The sequence below is a fragment of the Streptomyces sp. Je 1-332 genome (assembly GCF_040730185.1).
Taxonomy (GTDB): domain Bacteria; phylum Actinomycetota; class Actinomycetes; order Streptomycetales; family Streptomycetaceae; genus Streptomyces.
Map to the genome: position 1 here is coordinate 3,412,511 of NZ_CP160402.1, position 18,499 is coordinate 3,431,009.

Here is an 18,499-nt window from a genome sequence, read left to right on the forward strand (position 1 = left end):
ACTGCCTTCGCGCGACCGGCGTCGTACTGCCTTCGCGCGAGCGGCGTCGCACTGCCTTCGCGCGAGTGTCGTACAGGCGTCACATCACCTTCGTACCGGCGCCATACGCACGTCGTAACGCCATCCTCGACCCAAAGTATCTTGACGTCAAGAGACTTCATGTCGACAGACCCCCTACACTGATCGTCATGGAGGACGAGGTCGACCGTCTGGTCGCTGCATGGCGCCGGGAGCGCCCCGACCTCGACGTGGAACCACTCGAGGTGCTCAGCCGCGTCAGCAGGCTCGCGCGGCATCTCGACCGGGCCCGGCGGCTCGCGTTCTCCGAGCACAATCTGGAGCCCTGGGAGTTCGACGTACTGACGTCGCTGCGGCGCGCGGGCGCGCCCTATCAGCTCTCCCCCGGCCAGCTCCTCACCCAGACCCTGGTGACGTCCGGCACGATGACCAACCGCATCGACCGGCTCGCGAAGAAGGGCCTCGTCGAGCGGCTGCCCGATCCCAGCGACCGGCGCGGGGTCCTCGTGCGGCTGACCGAGGAAGGGCAGGACCGCGCGGACCAGGCCCTCGCCGGACTCCTCAAACAGGAGCGGGCGATCCTCGCCGAACTCTCCCGCGGGCAGCGCGGCGAACTGGCCGGGCTGCTACGCCAGTTGACCGCCCCGTTCGACAACATCCCCGGCTAGGTCGACCGGACCCACCCCTGCCCTGCGCGCAAGGGCGACGGCCGCGAGCGTGGAGTGGACACCCAGCTTCCCCAGCACGTTCTGCATGTGCGTACGCACCGTGTGCGGGGAGAGGAAGAGCCGCTCGGCCACGGCCTTCCTGCCCAGGCCCGCCACCATGCAGCGAAGGACCTCGCGCTCGCGCGGGGTCAGCGACTCCACCAGGCGCTCGGATTCCGTGCGGTGCTTGCGCGCGGCCGTCAGCTCGCGCAGGACGCCGGTGAGCAGCGCGGGCGGCAGATGGGTCTCCTCCCGCAGCACACCCCGTATGACCGTCAGGAGCCGGGAGAGCGAGCAGTCCTTGGCGACCCAGCCCGAGGCGCCGGCCTGCAGCGCGAGGGCGGCCCTGCGCGGGTCGTCCTTCTCGGCGAGCACGACCGTACGGACCGTCGGCTGGCCCGAACGGACCCCGGCCACCAGGGATATGCCGTCCACCAGGCCGTCCGCGTTGCCCTCCTGCACCGAAGGTGCGGGCCGCACGCCCTGCACGGCGCTCGCGGACGCGCCGAGATCGGCGTCGACGAGCAGGACGTCGTATCTGCGCCCCTCGGCCATCCCCCGCTCCAGGCAGCGCAGTGCGGCCGGGCCGCTGCCCGCCGCGGACACGTCGACGTCGGGCTCCGCCGCCAGTGCCGCCGCGAGCGACTCGGCGAAGATGCGATGGTCGTCGACGACCAGGACTCGGATACGGACCACTGAAACCCCCTCCCCCAAGCCCTCCTCGGAGAGCAGGGGATACCCCCGTCAAAATGACGTCGGAGGACGTACGGTGCGGGCACGACACCCGGAACGGGGGTCACCGCAGTCGCACGGCCGCCGCCGAGCTGTGACTGCCACCCCCACGCCGGGTGTCGTACCCGACTGTCTCGCCCCCTGATCAGTGCCGGCCCCCACCGGCACTGCCACTCAGAGTAGGGCCGCACGGCAGGAGCGGAAGGTAATTTACAGAACTGACTGGCCAGCGCGTTTATGGTGAGCCGTATGTTTCGTATTGAGACAGGAGTCGACAAAGAACGGTTCGCTCTGCTCCTCGCCGGGCTCCAGGACGCGAACTCCAAGGCCTCACCGGTGATCCGAACACTGCGGGGCACCCCGGAGGATCGTGAGATACCGCTGGCCGTCTGGCTCATGGAGCGCACGGAGGGCCTCGTCGGCGGTCTCGCCGGGCACACGTGGGGGCGCTGGCTCCACGTGAACCACCTCTGGGTCAGCGAGAAGCACCAGGGAGCGGGCCTCGGCGCCCAACTGCTCGCCGAGGCCGAACGCATCGCGCACGAGGAGCGCGACTGCCGCAACTCCCGTGTGGAGACGTGGGACTTCCAGGCGCCGGGGTTCTACCGCGGCCAGGGTTACGAGGTGGTGGCGGTGATCCCCGACTACCCCGAGGGTGCCAAGGAGTTCACCCTGACGAAGCGGCTGGGGGGTTAGGCGGGCGGCCGGCGCCGGGCGAGGTCACCTCTCCCGGCGCGCCCCCGCCGACGGGACCGCCGGGAACACCCGCGGGGCGGTGAAGCCCGCCGAAGCGAAGGCCTCCAGGATCGACTTCGTCACCGGCTCCGCGTCCGCCTCCTCCACCAGGACGATCGCCGAGCCGCCGAAGCCGCCGCCCGTCATGCGCGCGCCGATCGCGCCCGCCGCGTTGGCGCAGGACACCACCAGGTCCAACTCCTCGCAGGAGATGCGCAGATCGTCCCGGAGTGAGGCGTGCCCCTCGGTCAGGACGGGGCCGATCGCCCGCACCTCCCCCGCGTCGAGCAGACCGATGACCTGCTCCACCCGGTGGTCGTCCGAGACGATGTGGCGGACGTAGCGGCGGACCTTCTCGTCCGTCAGTTTCGCCAGGGCGGCGGGGAGTTCGGCGTACGGGACGTCCCTGAGGTGGCTCACGCCCAGTTGTCGCGCGCCCTCCTCGCAGCCGGCCCGCCGCTCCGCGTACGCCCCGTCGCCCAGCTCGTGCTTGACCCGGGTGTCGACGACGAGCAGCCGCAGGCCGTGCGCGGCGAGGTCGAAGGGCACCTGCCGTATCGCCAGGTCCCGGCAGTCCAGGTGCAGGGCATGGCCCTCGGTGGCGCAGGCGGACGCCATCTGGTCCATCACTCCGCAGGGCACGCCCACGAAGGCGTTCTCCGCGCGTTGCGCCAGGACCGCCAACTCCGGTCCGGAAAGGCCGAGTTCGTACAGGTCGTTCAGGGCGAGTGCCGTGACGACCTCCAGGGCGGCGGACGAGGAAAGGCCCGCCCCGGTCGGCACGGTCGACGCGAGGTGGATGTCCGCGCCCCCGGAGACCGTGTGGCCCGCCTCCCGCAGCGCCCACACCACGCCCGCGGGGTAGGCGGCCCAGCCGCCCTGCCCGTATTTCGACAGGGGGGTCAGGTCGTCGACCCGCAGTTCGGCGACCGGGGCGTCGATGTCCGCCGAGTGCAGGCGCAGGACGCCGTCGCTGCGGCGCGCCACCGCCGCCACCGCGGTGTGCGGCAGCGCGAGCGGCATCACGAAGCCCTCGTTGAAGTCCGTGTACTCGCCGATGAGGTTGACCCGGCCGGGTGCCGACCAGACCCCGTCCGCCTCGTACCCGTACAGCTTCGCGAACTGCCCCGCTACGTCCATCAGTTGCCCCTTAGCCCCAGTTACCGCTGAGCGAACGCCCACGCGTCCGCGACGATGCCCGCGAGGTCCGCGCGGGACGGATTCCAGCCGAGCCGCTCCCGCGCGGTGGCCGCGGACGCGACGAGGACCGCCGGGTCGCCGCCGCGGCGCGGGGCCACGACCTCGGGGATCGGGTGTCCGGTGACCTGGCGGACGGTTTCGATGACCTCGCGCACGGAGAAGCCGTTGCCGTTGCCGAGGTTGCAGATCAGGTGCTCGCCGGGCGTGGCCGCGTCGACGGCGAGGAGGTGCGCCTGCGCCAGGTCCGCGACGTGGATGTAGTCGCGCACGCAGGTGCCGTCCGGGGTCGGGTAGTCGTCGCCGAAGACGTTGATCGCCTCGCGACGGCCTTGCGCGACCTGGAGGACGAGGGGGATCAGGTGCGACTCGGGGTCGTGCCGCTCGCCGTAGGCACCGTACGCGCCCGCCACGTTGAAGTAGCGCAGCGAGACCGCGCCCAGGCCGTGGGCGGTGGCCTCACCGGTGATCATGTGGTCGACGGCGAGCTTCGACGCGCCGTAGGGGGAGGTCGGGGCGGTGGGGTCGCTCTCCGTGATGGGGGTGCTGACCGGTTCGCCGTACGTGGCCGCGGTGGACGAGAACACCAGCTTGCGCACGCCCGCTTCGCGCATCGCGGCGAGCAGCGCCATCGTGCCGCCGACGTTGTTGTCCCAGTACTTCTCGGGCTTCACGACGGACTCGCCGACCTGCGAGAAGGCGGCGAAGTGCAACACGGCGTCGAAGGAGGAGTCCAGCCACTTGGCCGCATCGCGGATGTCGCCCTCGATGAACGTGGCGTCGGCCGGGACGCCCTCGCGGAAGCCGGTCGAGAGGTTGTCGAGGACGGTCACCTCGTGGCCGGCCTCGATCAGATGCTGGGCCACCACGCTTCCCACATAGCCCGCCCCGCCGGTGACCAGGTACTTACCGCTCATGAACTCGCTACCTCTCGCAGTCGCTGGGCCGCGGCTTCCGGCGGCACGTCGTTGATGAACACGCTCATGCCGGATTCGGAACCCGCGAGGAACTTCAGCTTGCCCGAAGTGCGGCGAATGGTGAAAAGCTCGAGGTGGAGGGCGAAGTCGTCCCGGTTGACCGCCGTATGTCCGTCGGCCTCCTCCAGCGCGCCGAAGGGTGCCTGGTGCCACGCCGCGATGTACGGGGTGAGCGGCTCACCCCCGGTCCCGCCCTCACCGTCACCTTCACCTGCGCCGAAGATCCGGTCGAAGCGCCTCAAGAGTTCCAGGTACACCTGGGGAAACTCTGTGCGCGCCGCTTCGTCGAGCCCCAGCAGGTCCGGCACCCGCCGCTTGGGGTGGAGGTGCACCTCGTAGGGCCAGTGCGCGGAGTAGGGGACGAACGCCACCCAGTGCTCGGCGTCCAGGACCACGCGCTCGCCGGCCGACTCCTCGGCCACGACGTCGTCGAAGAGGTTGCGGCCCGTCGCCTCCTTGTGCGCGGCGACCGACCGCAGCATCAGGGACGTACGCGGGGTGACGAAGGGATAGGCGTAGATCTGCCCGTGCGGGTGGCCGAGGGTCACGCCGATCTCGGCGCCGCGGTTCTCGAAGCAGAACACCTGCTCGACGGAGGGGAGGTGCGATAGCTCCGCGGTCCTGTCGGTCCAGGCGTCGAGGACGAGGCGGGCCTGGTCCTCGGTGAGGTCGGCGAAGGACGAGTCGTGGTCGGAGGTGAAGCAGACGACCTCGCAGCGTCCCGCGTCCCCGGCCAGCGAGGGGAAGCGGTTCTCGAAGACCACCACGTCGTACGAGGAGTCGGGGACCTCGCTCAGCCGCTCTCCCGCGGAGGGGCACAGCGGGCACTGGTCGGCCGGCGGGTGGTAGGTGCGGCCCTGGCGGTGCGAGGCGATGGCGACCGCGTCGCCCAGGAGCGGGTCCCGGCGGATCTCGGAGGTCGTGGAGATGGGATCCAGGGGCCTCCGGTCGATGGCGTCGCGCACGGCGTCGTCTCGCGAGTCGTAGTAGATGAGCTCACGACCGTCTGCGAGACGGGTCGAGGTCTTCTTCACGTCCGGGGCTCCTCACCAACACCCACCCAACATAACCGCACATAACAAATCACAAGGCAACAGCATCGTCAATGCCTGCAGGCTGCCGCCCGCAAGCCGAGCACTCCTCCTCCTCAAGCTGAGCGTCAGCTATGCGCCCGATCACAATCCAACAAAGAACACCAACAGAAGTCTTCAGTTATTGAAAGGAGGGGCGTAGGTTCCGGTCTGATCAGTTCGCGCAACGAAGCGAGTTCACGCATGCAGTCCCCCACACAGACCCTGGCCGAGGGGCTTCGGCTGCCCACCAACGGCCTCGACTACGCGATCCTGGCGATCTACTTCGCCGTGGTCCTCGGCATCGGCTTCGCCGCCCGACGCTCCGTGAAGACGAGCCTCGACTTCTTCCTCTCCGGGCGCTCCCTGCCCGCCTGGGTCACCGGCCTCGCGTTCGTGGCCGCGAACCTCGGCGCGACCGAGATCCTGGGCATGGCGGCGACCGGCGCCCAGTACGGCGTCGCGGTCGTCCACTGGTACTGGATCGGCGCCATCCCCGCGATGGTCTTCCTCGGCCTCGTGATGATGCCGTTCTACTACCGCAGCAAGGTCCGCTCGGTCCCCGAGTTCCTGCTCCAGCGCTTCGACAAGTCGGCGCACCTGCTCAGCTCGGTGCTCTTCGCGTTCGCGGCGATACTCATCGCGGGCGTGAACCTCTACGCCCTGTCGATCGTCGTCGAGGCGCTCCTCGGCTGGCCGCAGTGGGTGGCCATCGTGGTCGCCGGGTTCTTCGTCCTTGCGTACATCACGATCGGCGGGCTCTCCTCGGCGATCTACAACGAAGTCCTCCAGTTCTTCGTGATCCTCGCCGCCCTCATCCCGATCTGCGTCATCGGCCTGAAGAAGGTCGGCGGCTGGGACGGTCTGAGCGGCTCGATCGAGGAGTCGCACGGCGGGAACTTCATGACCGCCTGGGGCGGCACCGGCATCGGTGACGCCAACCCGCTCGGCGCGAACTGGCTGACGATCATCCTCGGCCTCGGCTTCGTGCTCTCCTTCGGGTACTGGACGACCAACTTCGCCGAGGTGCAGCGCGCCCTGTCCGCGAAGAACCTCTCCGCCGCCCAGCGCACCCCGCTGATCGCCGCCTTCCCGAAGATCTTCATCGTCTTCCTGGTGATGATCCCGGGCCTGGTCGCGGCCGTGCTCGTCCCGAAGATCGGCACCGCGGGCTCGGACCTCACCTACAACGACGCGATCCCGTACCTGATGCAGGAGTTGCTGCCCAACGGCGTGCTCGGCATCGCGGTGACCGGCCTGCTCGCGGCGTTCATGGCAGGCATGGCGGCGAACGTCTCATCCTTCAACACCGTGTTCACGTACGACATCTGGGCGAAGTACGTGGTCAAGGACCGCGAGGACGGCTACTACCTGAAGTTCGGCCGTCTGATCACCGCGATCGGCGTGCTCGCCTCCGTCGGAACGGCCTTCATCGCCGCGTCGTTCTCGAACATCATGGGGTACCTGCAGACGCTGTTCACCTTCTTCAACGTCCCGATGTTCGTGGTCTTCATCATCGGCATGTTCTGGAAGCGCGCCTCCATGAAGTCCGGTGTGTGGGGTCTGGTCGCGGGCACGTCCGCCGCGATGATCAACTACTTCTGGATCTACAAGCAGGGCATCATCGACATCCCGACCGACCAGGGAGCCAACTTCGTCTCGGCGATCACCGGCTTCGTCGCCGGCGCCGTGGTGATGATCGCGGTCACGCTCTTCACCGCACCCAAGCCGGAGGCCGAACTGGCCGGTCTGGTCTACGGGACGACGGCGCCCGGCGTCGAGGAACCGCCCGCCGAGGGTGACGACGCCTGGTACCGCAAGCCCGCGCTGCTCGGCTGGAGCGCGATCGTGCTGGCCGCGGCCTGCTACCTGCCGTACTCGTTCTGATCCCGATCGGAGGTCTGGAAGATCATGTCTGAACTGCACAAGGAAGTCTCCGATCTGGAGCGCAAGTCCGCCACGGCGGCACGCCTCTTCGACATCCGGCGCATCATCGGCGGCCTGTTCGTCGTCTACGGCGTCATCGTGTCGATCGCCGGGATCTCACCGTCCGACGCCGACATGAAGAAGGCCGAGGACATCAACATCAACCTCTGGTCGGGCCTTGCCATGCTGGCGCTCGGACTCTTCTTCCTCGGCTGGCTGTGGCTGCGTCCCACTCCGCCGCCCACCGAGGCACCGGAAGAGGACAAGTAACATCCCGCGACGGGGCCCGAGTTCACTGTGCCGGTGGCTCGGGCCCCGTCGGCGCCCCCGGGTCGTCCGTGAAGGCCGGCGCGGGCCGTTCCGCACGGTCGAGCAGGCCCGTGCGCGCCGCGAGCGCCGCGGCCTCCAGACGGGACCCGACGCCCAGTTTCATCAGGACGCGCTGCACGTGCGTACGGGCCGTGCTGGGCGCGATCCGCATTCCGGCCGCGATGAGGCGGGTGTCCTCGCCGTCCGCGACCCGCACGAGGACCTCGACCTCGCGCGGCGTCAGCATCTGAAGCAGCCGCTGCCCCTCGTCGTCGGGCTGTGCGGCCGGATTGAGCAGCTCGCTGAAAGCGCCCTGGAGCAGCTGCGGCGCGACGGCCGCCTCACCGGCTCTCGCCTTCATGATGGCGCGCTCGACACCCTCGATGCGCTCGTCATGGCGTACGTATCCCGAAGCCCCGGCGGCGAACGCCGCGGCGATGCCGCGCGGGCTCGGCACCGGGCCGAGCACCACCACGGCCACCTGCGGCCGCTCCCGCTTGATCTTCACGACCGGATCGAACATGCCGGCCTCCGCCGGCGTCGCCGTGCCGAGCAGGCAGACCTCAGGGGCCCGGCTGATGACCAGCTCCGCCGCCCCGGCCGCGGGCGCGGCCGCGGCGAGCACCCGGTGTCCGCGCAGCTTCAAGGCCGAGGCGAGTGCCTCGGCGAGCAGTCGGTGGTCGTCGACCACCATGAGTCGCACACCCATCGAGCAACCCCCCACTTTCCCCCACGAATCCCCCACGGATCGAGGGCCCCCCGGCCCTACGCCCACTCATTCCCCGGAAGCTACACGCTTGTTCGACGCTGCGCGCCCCCTCCCGGCGATAAGCGGCCCGGAATGCGGAAATCCCGGCCGAATACGAGTGAGAGGGGGTACGTGTGTACGGAACAGAACACGCGGAAAGCCGGACGGCCCCGTTCCCTCGTGGGGAACGGGGCCGTCCGGTGCGTACGCGGGGATCGAAGTCCGGTGCGTACGCGGGGATCAGAAGGGCTACTTGGCGACGAAGCCCAACGCCGTGTACTCCTTCTCGTCCTTCGAGTACGGCTTGCTGATCAGCTCCCTGCCGAGGTACAACATGCCGTCGGTGTATAGGAGTTCGTTCGATTTCGGCACCATGCCGCTGATGGCGCTGCCGACGGACTCGGCCGCCGGGGTCTCCAGAAGCTTGGTCTCCTTCATCGTCTTGCCGTTGAGGGAGACGACCTGGGCGCCCTTGTCGTAGCCGGCGTCCTTGTACGCGAGGACGTTGCCGCCGTCCATGCGGATCGGGAACATCTCGCCGTCCTCACCCGCGTCGGCACGGTCACCCGTGGTCTTGCCGGTGGCCAGCGAGAACGCGATGATCTCGTTCGTCTGGCTGTACTCGCTGCCGCCGCCGTCGTGCTGGCGGGTGGGGATGTAGAGCTTGTCGTTGCCCACGGCCAGCGAGGTGCAGGCGTAGACGACGTTGACCTCGCAGTCGTGGTCGTACTTGCCGTCGGGCAGCGAGATCTTGGCGCGGAGATCGCCCTTGTCGTCGAGCGAGAAGACGTCCGTGACGCCGCTCGCGGTGATCTCCTGGGTGTCCTGGCCGAAGACGACGGGGCGCGTCGAGATGATCTTGGCGTTGTCGACGCCCGGCGTCACCGGGTACGTCCACTTCGAGTCGCCGGTCTTGGCGTCGAGGAGCTGAACCTTCAGCTTCTCGTCGTCGTAGTCACCGCACTTCTGGACGGCGACGAGCTGCTCGCCGCCCGCGTAGCCCTCGTCCTGGCACTCCTCGCTGGGGTCGGGCTCCCAGAGGTGGTCGCCCGACGTGAGGTCGAAGGCCGCGCCGCCTGCGCTGGAACCGGCCGCGACGGTGCTGCCGCTGATGGTGACCTCCTCGACGCGGGCATCCATGCTGCCCTCCTCGATGGTCTCCGTCCAGAGCTTCCTGCCGTCCTTCAGGTCGACCGCGGAGATCTGCGAACAGGTCTTGTGGTCACCCTTCTTGGTCCGCTTGCCGTCCTCGTAGGCGACCGCGACGATGCCGTCCTTGGTGACCTCGCGCGAGCCCGCGCACGTCTGGCCCTTCAGTGGCAGCGTCCACAGCTCCTTGCCGTCGGAGGGGTCGTACCCGACGATCTCGTTGACGCCCGCCTTGGCGTAGACGTCCTCGGTGAGCCAGGAGCCCTTGATGCTCCAGACGTCGTCCTTGGGAACCTCGGGCTGCGGGAGCTGCATGGAGACGGTGGCGCTGGTGTTGGCCGGCACCTTCTCCTTGCCGGGGCCGCTCGGGCCCTGCTCGCCGCCGCCCTTGCCCTCCTCGTCGCCGCCCTTGCCGCCACCGGTCGAGCCTCCGGAGCTCGCCTCGGTGTCGTCCTTCTGCGTCGAGGCGACGAAGACACCGCCGCCGACGATCAGGGCGATCGCGACGACCGCACCGATGATGATCTTCATCTGACCGCTGAGCTTCGAACCGCCCGAGCCGCCGGGGACGCCCGCCTGCGGGGCCATCGGCATCGTGCCGGGCTGCTGGTAGGCGCCGTACGGGGCCTGCTGGCCGTACGGCTGCGTCGGCGGCTGGCCGTACGGCTGCGTCGGCGGCTGGCCGTACGGCTGCGTCGGCTGGCCCGGGTAGCCGTAGCCCTGGGGCTGGCCGGGGGGCGGTGTGCCGGGGGCCTGCGGGTAGCCGTAGTTGGGCTGGCCCTGCGGCGGTGCGGGCGGCTGCGCGGGCGGCGTCTGCGGCTGGGCGGGCGGCTGCGCGGGCGGCGGGGTCTGCGGGTAGCCGTACGACGGGTTGTTCGGCTCGGGGGCCTTGCCGAAACCGCCGGGCGGCAGGTCCTGCGGTGCGCCGAACCCGCCCTGCGGGGGCTCGTTGGGCGGCTGGGGCGGCTGGGTCATGACGTCGATTCCTTGGGGACGAGAGATGAACTGAGCGACGAGGAGGGCGCGGGCGCCTGCACGGAGAAGGGGGCGGGCGCCTGCCCTGCGGAGAAGATCACTTGCCGTAGGCCAGCATCAGCTTCTCCTGGCCCTTTGCGCTGCCCGAGAGCCGCGTCGTGGAGATGTAGAAGCGACCGTCCACGTAGTCGACGTCCTTCGAGTAGAAGCCGCTCTCGATCTCAGCGGTCCCCTCGGGGTTCTTCAGGAGCGTCTTCGGCTTGTGCGAACCCGAGAGCGGGATCGAGACGACCTGACCGCCGGAGTCGTACGACGGGCTGACGTAGGCGATGAGCGAATCGCCGTCCACCTTCATCGGCAGCATCGATTCCTCCAGCGGCGACTTCACGCGCCAGGCCTCCTTGCCGGTGGCGAGGCTGATCGCCACGACCTCGTTGGCCCCGGAGGTCGCCTCGGTCGGCAGGTAGAGGTTCTTGTCGTCGGTCGTCGCGCCCAGGCAGCCCTGGAGGCTGCCGCCGAGGAACGACGAACTGCCGCACTCCGGCGCGAACTTCTCGTCGACGCCGACCTCAGAGCGGGTGGCGCTGCTGTTGGGCTTCAGCGTGGTGATGTTCCACTGCTTCTTGTCCTCGTTGGTGAGGTAGACGATCGTCGGGCTCTCGGAGTAGATCCGGCCGATCTGCCAGCCCTTGGGGAACTTCTTCGTCCACACGACCTTGCCGGTCTTGGGGTCGATCTGCTCGAGCTCGTCGTGCTCCGTGGAGGAGCCCGCGCCGCACGACAGGGCGCGGAGGATCTTCTTCCCGCCGGTGAAGCCGCTGGGGAAGCAGGCGCCCTCGTCCTTCTTCTCGGAGACGAAGAGCTCCTTGCCGTCACTGATCCGCAGCGCCGTGCCGGACTGGGAGCGGCCGACCATCAGCGTCTCACCGGTGATGGAGAGGTCGACGTTGAGGGACATGTCGAAAAGACCCTCCTCCTCGACCGTCTTCGTCCAGCCCTTGCCGCCGGTCTCCAGATCGATGATCCGGACCTGGCTGCACTTGGCGTCGTCCTTCTGCCCGTCCTTGTAGGCGACGGCGATCTTGTTGTCGTCCGTGACCTGCGGGGTCGTGCCACAGATCTTCTGCGGCAACTTGACCGTGGGCCAGGCCTGTTCGCCCGTCTTGACGTTGTAGGCGGTGAGCTCCTTGTACGCCGCCTTGACGGCGATGTCACCGTGGACCCACATGCCGTTGGCGTCGGCGCCCGAACCGGGCACCTTGGGCGCTTCCTTGTAGAAGAGCACCTTCGCCTCACCGGGCTGGCGGCCCGCGTTGAGGTCCTCCTTCTCGCCCTGCCCGTCGCCCTCGCCGTCGCCCGGGTTGGCCGGCGCCGACGCGCTCGCCTTGGGGTCGTCGCTCTTGCCGGCGGCGGACTTCTTCTTGCCGCCGCCGTCGTCACCGCCGACGACCGCCCAGGTGACGCCGCCGATGACGAGCGCGGCCGCGGCCACGGCCGCCACGATCAGACCGGGCTTGCCCTTGAAGGGGTTCTTGCCGCCGCCACCGCCGACGCCGGGCGGATGGGTGCCCGGCACGCCGGGGGGCGGGAACTGCTGCTGCGGGTAGCCGTACTGGGGCTGCTGGGCGTAGGGGCCCGGCTGCGTGGGCTGGCCGTAGGGACCCGGCTGACCGGGCTGCGTGGGCTGGCCGTAAGGTCCGGGCTGGTTGTACGGTCCCGGCTGCCCCGGCTGCTGCGGGTAGCCGTAACCCGGCTGGGGTGCGGGCGGAGTCTGCGGGTATCCGTAACCGGGCTGGGGCGCGGGCGGGGTCTGCGGGGCTCCCGACGGCGGGGCCGGCGGCGAGCCGGGCATCTGCGGTGGCTGGCCCGGTGGCTGCGGAGCGGCTCCCTGCCGTGGATCCTGCGGAGCTCCGAAACCGCCGGACGGCGGCTGGTTGGGCGGCTGAGTCATCAGCGCTTCCCCCTTCACTGATTTTTCGGCACGCCAAGTGGTGCTCAGGCCGACCTTTCTATCACCCTGAGCGCCGGGCACGACTGACCGGTCCGCCCCCTGTTCCCAAGGGAGGACCGGCCCGTGATGCGTCCGTTACGAGACCTCTACGCGCTCTCCGCGAGCTCCAGCCAGCGCATCTCCAACTCGTCGCGCTCGCTCACGAGTTCGCGCAACTCGGCGTCCAGTTTCGCCACCTTTTCGAAGTCGGTGGCGTTATCGGCGATTTGGGCGTGCAGCCACGTCTCCTTCGTGGACATCTTGTCCAGCTGCCGCTCGATCTTCTGCAGTTCCTTCTTCGCGGCGCGGGCGTCGGCGGAGGAGACGGTCTTCTGCGGGGCGGCCGGCGCGGAGGATCCGGAGGCCCCGGAGGACGAGGCGAGCGGAGCCGCGGGCGCGCCCGCGGCCGCCATCCGCTTGCGCCGTTCCAGGTACTCGTCGATGCCGCGCGGCAGCATGCGCATCGTGGCGTCGCCGAGCAGCGCGAAGACCTTGTCGGTGGTGCGCTCCAGGAAGAACCGGTCGTGGGAGATCACGACCATGGACCCCGGCCAGCTGTCGAGGACGTCCTCGAGCTGGGTCAGCGTCTCGATGTCGAGGTCGTTCGTCGGCTCGTCGAGGAAGAGGACGTTCGGCTCGTCCATCAGGAGGCGAAGCAGCTGGAGCCGCCGCCGCTCACCACCGGACAGGTCACCGACGGGCGTCCACTGCTTCTCCTTGTTGAAGCCGAACGTCTCGCAGAGCTGCCCCGCGGTCATCTCCCGGCCCTTGCCGAGGTCGACCCGCTCGCGCACCTGCTGCACGGCCTGCAACACCCGCAGCGTCGGGGAGAGTTCGGCGACTTCCTGCGAAAGGTAGGCCAGCTTCACGGTCTTGCCGACGACCACACGCCCCGCCTCGGGCTGTACGTCGCCGTCGGAGCGCTGCGCCTGCGCCATCGCGCGCAGGAGCGAGGTCTTGCCCGCGCCGTTGACCCCCACCAGGCCGATGCGGTCGCCGGGGCCGAGCTGCCAGGTCAGGTGCTTGAGCAGCACCTTGGGCCCGGCCTGGACGGTCACGTCCTCAAGATCGAAAACTGTCTTGCCGAGCCGGGTGGTGGCGAACTTCATCAGCTCACTGCTGTCCCGGGGCGGCGGCACGTCGGCGATGAGTTCGTTGGCGGCCTCGATGCGGTACCGGGGCTTGCTGGTGCGGGCGGGTGCGCCGCGCCGCAGCCAGGCGAGCTCCTTGCGCATCAGGTTCTTGCGCTTGGTCTCCTCGGTGGCCGCGATGCGCTCACGCTCGGCGCGCGCGAAGACGTAGTCGGAGTACCCGCCCTCGTACTCGTAGACGGACCCGCTCTGTACGTCCCACATGCGCGTGCACACCTGGTCGAGGAACCAGCGGTCGTGCGTGACGCAGACGAGCGCCGAGCGCCGCGTGCGCAGGTGCTCGGCCAGCCAGGCGATGCCCTCGACGTCCAGGTGGTTGGTCGGCTCGTCGAGCACGATCAGGTCGGGCTCGCCGATGAGCAGCTTCGCGAGCGCGATACGGCGCCGCTCGCCACCGGAGAGCGGCCCGATGACGGTGTCGAGCCCCTGCGGGAAACCAGGCATGTCGAGCCCGCCGAAAAGCCCGGTCAGCACGTCCCGGATCTTGGCGCTGCCCGCCCACTCGTGGTCGGCGAGGTCACCGATGACCTCGTGCCGCACGGTGGCCTCGGGGTCGAGGGAGTCATGCTGGGTGAGCACGCCGAGCTGAAGCCCGCCGTTGTGCGTGACCCGTCCGGTGTCCGCCTCCTCCAGCTTGGCGAGCATCCGGATGAGGGTCGTCTTGCCGTCTCCGTTGCGCCCCACGACGCCGATCCGGTCTCCCTCGGACACGCCGAGGGAGACACCGTCGAGCAGGGCACGGGTGCCGTACACCTTGCTGACTGCCTCGACATTGACCAGGTTGACGGCCATTAACGCTCCAGGGAAGGGGATCGATCGACCTCCAGCGTAGTCGCCCGGCCGGGGCGTCCTTCTCGGGCTCCGGAGTGCGGGGGCGATCACTCTTTGTGATGACGATGCCGTGAACCGGCGGCTACCGTGGAGTCGCTGGCCGAAGAATCCCGTCCATGGGAGGAACCATGACCGCCGAGTCCGTTGAGCAGCATCGCTGGGCGTTGCCCCCGCGTGACGGTTACACCGTGGACGACCTGCTCACGCTGCCCGATCTCCCGCCGCACACGGAGTTGATCGACGGGAGCCTGATCCTCGTGAGTCCCCAGCGCTACTTCCACTTCGCCGCGATCGACCTGCTGGTGGCGGGACTGCGCCGCACCGCGCCGCCGGAACTGGGAGTCGTGCGCGAGATGACGGTGGTATTGGACAAGCGCAACGGCCCTGAACCGGACGTCTCTGTCATCAGAGCCAGTGCCAAGACTGGACGGATGCAGACGCACTTCCAGGGCCCAGACGTCGTACTGGCCATCGAAGTGGTGTCCCCCGAGTCCGAGTCACGTGATCGCACGACCAAGTTCCAGAAATACGCCTCCGCGGGCATTCGCCACTACTGGCTGGTCGAGGCGGCGGGCCCGGACGACTACCCGGTCATCCAGGTCTATGAGTTGGGGCAGGCCTCCGGCACGTACGCCTTGACCGGTATCCACCACGACCACCTCAAGCTCAGCGTCCCGTTCGACATCGACATCGACCTCACCGCCATCGACGAGCTGTAGGCGCCCGCTCCACAAGCAGCCACCCCACCAGCGCCATCCCCACCGCCACCGGCGCCGTCACCCGCACCGCGATCAGCATCGCCGTACGCCCTTCCAGAAGCCCCCCGAACCCGACCATCGAGAGCCCGAGCACCCCGAAGAGGCAGAGTGTGACGCCCACGGCGGCTGCCGGGCCCGCGCCCGGCGCCTGCGTCAACTCCCTTGCCGTGACCGGCTTCTCGAAGCGGCGGAAGGCGGCGACCAGCAGAGCGGTGAGCATCATCGCGGCCGCCATCCGCAGCGGAACCTGCGTCCACCACTCCCCCGTCGCAGGCTCCGGCAACGGCACGTCCGCCGCGATCAGCACCCCGTACACCCCGAGCATCGCCGTCAGGTGCCACAGGAACGCCGTCATCGAGACCCCGTTCGCCGCCACCACGCCCCGCCACACCCGGGGCCGCGCCAGCCACCGCGTAGCCGGCCCGCGCAGCAGCTCCACCGCTCCCACCAGCCAGATCCCGTGGCAGAGCAGGGCGAAGGTCGGCGGCGCCATGTTCGAGACGCGTTCGCCGGGCATGCCCACCATGGAGAGGGGATACGGGCCGAAGGCGACCAGGGCCGCGGCTCCCGCGAGGCCGGCCCCGGCCATCGCCGCGGGCATCCGCAGCCTGCCGTCCGCCCGCAGGAAACCGAGCTGATGCACGGCGAGCCATACGAAGGCGAAGTTCAGGAACTCCACGTACGGGACGCCGAAGGCGAAGCGCGCCACGTCCACCGCGCCCGCGGCGAGCACGAGTCCCCCGAACGCGCCCCAGCCGTACCGCTCGTGCAGCCTCAGCAGCGGCGGTGTGAAGGCCACCATCGCGAGGTAGATGCCGATGAACCACAGCGGCTGGGCCACGAGCCGCAGCGTCACATCCAGCAACGCGCCACGCTCGCCCAGGAGTTGGACTAGGAGCGCGGCGGCTCCCCACACGCCTATGAACACCATCGTCGGCCGCAGCAGCCGCTGCAGCCGTGCCCGCAGGAACGCCGAGTAGACGGAAAGCCCGGGAGCCTTCCGGCTCAGGGAGCGGTACGACAGCGCGTGCGAGAAGCCGCCGACGAAGAAGAACACCGGCATGATCTGCAGTGCCCAGGTGAGCAGTTGCAGGTCGGGCACGACGGCGAGGAGGTTGCCGACGTCGGTGCGGCCGTCGTCCCCGACGGTCACCGCCGCCATCAGCCAGTGGCCGACGACGACCGTGCCGAGCGAGGCGACCCGCAGCAGGTCGATGTACCGGTCGCGCCCGGTGGGCGTCTGCTCGGCCAGTTCGCGAACGCTTGATCCCATGTACGTACGGTCGCGCGCGCCGCGGGCCCGGCGTCAGCGCGAACGTACTCAGATCCGCGCCTGAGTACCCGCGCGCCTAGAGCAGCGTGGCGCCGGGCGCCGGTGAGTCCGCGACCCGCGCGGTGCGGCAGGTGCCGGAGGCCGAGAGCGCTTCGGCGACCCGTCGCGCGGACTCCGCGTCCGCGGCGAGGAACGCCGTCGTGGGCCCGGATCCGGAGACGAGCGCGGCCAGGGCTCCCGCGTCCGTGCCCGCGGCGAGGGTGTCGGCGAGCGAGGGGAAGAGGGACAGGGCGGCGGGCTGAAGGTCGTTGGATACGGCGCCGGCGAGGGCCTCGGCATCCCCTCTGCGCAGAGCGTCGAGCAACCCCGCCGACGCCTCCGGAGCGGGGGCGTCGGGGGTGAGCCGGTCGAACTCGCGGTAGACCGCGGGGGTGGAGAGCCCGCCGTCGGCCACCGCGAACACCCAGTGGAAGTTTCCGCCGACCTCCAGGATCTCCAGCTTCTCGCCGCGCCCCGTGCCGAGCGCCGCCCCGCCCACCAGGCTGAACGGCACGTCGCTTCCCAACTCGGCGCAGATGTCGAGGAGTTCGTCGCGCGAGGCCTCGGCCCCCCACAGCGCGTCACACGCCAGGAGCGCGCCCGCGCCGTCCGCGCTGCCGCCGGCCATGCCGCCCGCGACGGGGATGTCCTTGGCGATGTGGATGTGCACGTCGGCCGTACGTCCATGGCGTGCGGCAAGGAGCTCGGCGGCTCGCGCTGCCAAGTTCGTGCGGTCCAGGGGCACTTGGTCGGAGCCGGGCCCGGAGCATGTCACGCGCAGCTGCTCGGCGGGCGTCACGGTGACCTCGTCGTACAGCCCGACCGCGAGAAAGACGTTGGCGAGGTCGTGAAATCCGTCCGCGCGCGCGGCACCCACCGCCAACTGGACATTGACCTTCGCGGGAACGCGGACGGTCACGCTGTCACTCACGAAGCGGCTCCCTTGTGCTCGGCGATCCGCGCGAACTCCTCCACCGTCAGGGCCTCACCGCGCGCCTGCGGCGAGACTCCGGCGGCGACGAGGGCCGCCTCGGCCGCTGCCGCCGAGCCCGCCCACCCGGCGAGGGCGGCGCGCAGGGTCTTGCGGCGCTGGGCGAAGGCCGCGTCGACGACGGCGAAGACTTCCTTCTTCGAAGCGGTGGTCTTGACGGGCTCGGCGCGCCGCACCAGGGACACCAGGCCCGAGTCGACGTTCGGCGCGGGCCAGAAGACGTTGCGCCCGATGGAACCGGCGCGCTTCACGTCGGCGTACCAGTTCGCCTTCACGGACGGCACGCCGTACACCTTCGAGCCCGGCGCCGCGGCGAGGCGGTCGGCGACCTCGGCCTGCACCATCACGAGCGTGCGCTCGATGGTGGGGAAGGTGTCGAGCATGTGCAGCAGGACCGGCACGGCGACGTTGTACGGAAGGTTGGCGACCAGCGCGGTCGGGGCGGGGCCCGGCAGCTCGCGTACGAGCATGGCGTCACTGTGCACCAGCGCGAAGGAGTCCGCCTTCGCGGGGAGGCGGGCTCCGATGGTCGCCGGCAGCGCGCCCGCGAGGACGTCGTCGATCTCGACCGCGACGACGCGGTCCGCGGTGTCCAGCAGGGCCAGTGTCAGCGAGCCGAGGCCGGGGCCGACCTCGACGACCACGTCCTCGGGGCCGACTTCCGCGGTGCGGACGATGCGGCGGACGGTGTTGGCGTCGATGACGAAGTTCTGGCCGCGTTGCTTGGTCGGGCGTACGCCGAGGGCGGCTGCCAGCTCGCGGATATCGGCTGCGCCGAGCAGAACCCCGGTCTCACTGTTACTCACCCCCACAGGTTACGGGCCCCGGCCCCTGGGCCCCGCCACTGCCAGCCCTGGCCCCTGGGCCCCCACCACTGCCGAACCCCGCAGCACCCCCTCCCCGAACAAGCCTTTCCCGCCCAC

General features: G+C 69.8%; 16 protein-coding genes. 5 read left to right on the forward strand and 11 right to left on the reverse strand.

Features of this window, described 5'->3' with window-relative positions; all coding sequences use genetic code 11:
- Positions 1–188: 188 nt before the first annotated feature.
- Positions 189–686: a MarR family transcriptional regulator gene (locus ABXJ52_RS15340; RefSeq protein WP_160505514.1), complete on the forward strand. Its 498-nt coding sequence runs from the start codon at positions 189–191 to the stop codon at positions 684–686.
- Here the strand turns inward: ABXJ52_RS15340 and ABXJ52_RS15345 are convergent.
- Positions 645–1,421, reverse strand: coding sequence for a response regulator transcription factor (locus ABXJ52_RS15345; protein WP_367042750.1), 777 nt, complete (start codon positions 1,419–1,421; stop codon positions 645–647). The two genes, ABXJ52_RS15340 and ABXJ52_RS15345, sit on opposite strands and share 42 nt — an antisense overlap.
- Positions 1,422–1,694: 273 nt before the next feature.
- Between ABXJ52_RS15345 and ABXJ52_RS15350 the strand changes: the two genes are divergently transcribed.
- A complete protein-coding gene (locus tag ABXJ52_RS15350; protein WP_367042752.1) occupies positions 1,695–2,153 on the forward strand; it encodes a GNAT family N-acetyltransferase in 459 nt (152 codons plus the stop codon).
- Positions 2,154–2,177: 24 nt separating this feature from the next.
- On the opposite strand, the gene galK is transcribed toward ABXJ52_RS15350, so the two are convergent.
- The 3 genes from galK to galT are packed head-to-tail and all read right to left on the reverse strand — an operon-like array spanning position 2,178 to position 5,400.
- Positions 2,178–3,332 carry a galactokinase gene (galK, locus tag ABXJ52_RS15355; protein ID WP_367042754.1) on the reverse strand — a complete coding sequence of 385 codons (1,155 nt, stop codon included), beginning with the start codon at positions 3,330–3,332 and terminating at the stop codon, positions 2,178–2,180.
- Between the two features lie 20 nt (positions 3,333–3,352).
- A complete protein-coding gene (gene galE / locus ABXJ52_RS15360; RefSeq protein WP_367042756.1) occupies positions 3,353–4,306 on the reverse strand; it encodes a UDP-glucose 4-epimerase GalE in 954 nt (317 codons plus the stop codon).
- Complete coding sequence (gene galT, locus ABXJ52_RS15365) at positions 4,303–5,400, reverse strand: galactose-1-phosphate uridylyltransferase (protein ID WP_367042758.1); 1,098 nt, start codon at positions 5,398–5,400, stop codon at positions 4,303–4,305. The genes galE and galT overlap by 4 nt, the downstream gene beginning before the upstream one ends.
- Before the next feature lie 240 nt (positions 5,401–5,640).
- Between galT and ABXJ52_RS15370 the strand changes: the two genes are divergently transcribed.
- Positions 5,641–7,323 carry a sodium:solute symporter family protein gene (locus tag ABXJ52_RS15370; RefSeq protein WP_367042760.1) on the forward strand — a complete coding sequence of 561 codons (1,683 nt, stop codon included), beginning with the start codon at positions 5,641–5,643 and terminating at the stop codon, positions 7,321–7,323.
- A gap of 24 nt (positions 7,324–7,347) precedes the next feature.
- Positions 7,348–7,632 (forward strand): hypothetical protein, encoded by a 285-nt coding sequence (locus ABXJ52_RS15375; protein ID WP_367042762.1) that lies wholly within the window; start codon positions 7,348–7,350, stop codon positions 7,630–7,632.
- Between the two features lie 22 nt (positions 7,633–7,654).
- Here the strand turns inward: ABXJ52_RS15375 and ABXJ52_RS15380 are convergent, their stop codons facing one another.
- The 4 genes from ABXJ52_RS15380 to ABXJ52_RS15395 all read right to left on the reverse strand — a co-directional run bounded on the left by ABXJ52_RS15380 (position 7,655) and on the right by ABXJ52_RS15395 (position 14,476).
- Positions 7,655–8,380, reverse strand: coding sequence for a LuxR C-terminal-related transcriptional regulator (locus ABXJ52_RS15380; RefSeq protein WP_367042764.1), 726 nt, complete (start codon positions 8,378–8,380; stop codon positions 7,655–7,657).
- A gap of 288 nt (positions 8,381–8,668) precedes the next feature.
- Positions 8,669–10,543 carry a PQQ-binding-like beta-propeller repeat protein gene (locus ABXJ52_RS15385; protein ID WP_367042766.1) on the reverse strand — a complete coding sequence of 625 codons (1,875 nt, stop codon included), beginning with the start codon at positions 10,541–10,543 and terminating at the stop codon, positions 8,669–8,671.
- A gap of 97 nt (positions 10,544–10,640) precedes the next feature.
- The gene (locus tag ABXJ52_RS15390) at positions 10,641–12,494 is read right to left on the reverse strand and encodes a PQQ-binding-like beta-propeller repeat protein (protein ID WP_367042768.1); all 1,854 of its coding nucleotides are present in this window, start codon (positions 12,492–12,494) and stop codon (positions 10,641–10,643) included.
- A 146-nt stretch (positions 12,495–12,640) separates the two neighbouring features.
- Positions 12,641–14,476, reverse strand: a complete 1,836-nt coding sequence (locus tag ABXJ52_RS15395; protein WP_367042769.1) for an ABC-F family ATP-binding cassette domain-containing protein — start codon at positions 14,474–14,476, stop codon at positions 12,641–12,643.
- A 167-nt stretch (positions 14,477–14,643) separates the two neighbouring features.
- Here ABXJ52_RS15395 and ABXJ52_RS15400 point away from each other — a divergent pair, with 167 nt between their 5' ends.
- Positions 14,644–15,234 carry a Uma2 family endonuclease gene (locus tag ABXJ52_RS15400; RefSeq protein ID WP_367049078.1) on the forward strand — a complete coding sequence of 197 codons (591 nt, stop codon included), beginning with the start codon at positions 14,644–14,646 and terminating at the stop codon, positions 15,232–15,234.
- Here ABXJ52_RS15400 and ABXJ52_RS15405 read toward each other — a convergent pair.
- From ABXJ52_RS15405 to rsmA, 3 genes are all read right to left on the reverse strand, one after another.
- Complete coding sequence (locus ABXJ52_RS15405) at positions 15,212–16,546, reverse strand: acyltransferase (RefSeq protein WP_367042771.1); 1,335 nt, start codon at positions 16,544–16,546, stop codon at positions 15,212–15,214. The genes ABXJ52_RS15400 and ABXJ52_RS15405 overlap by 23 nt on opposite strands.
- Before the next feature lie 76 nt (positions 16,547–16,622).
- Entirely contained in the window at positions 16,623–17,516 is an 894-nt protein-coding gene (locus ABXJ52_RS15410) for a 4-(cytidine 5'-diphospho)-2-C-methyl-D-erythritol kinase (protein WP_367042773.1), read from the reverse strand.
- Positions 17,513–18,382: a 16S rRNA (adenine(1518)-N(6)/adenine(1519)-N(6))-dimethyltransferase RsmA gene (rsmA, locus tag ABXJ52_RS15415; RefSeq protein ID WP_367042775.1), complete on the reverse strand. Its 870-nt coding sequence runs from the start codon at positions 18,380–18,382 to the stop codon at positions 17,513–17,515. The genes ABXJ52_RS15410 and rsmA overlap by 4 nt, the downstream gene beginning before the upstream one ends.
- Positions 18,383–18,499: the final 117 nt, after the last annotated feature.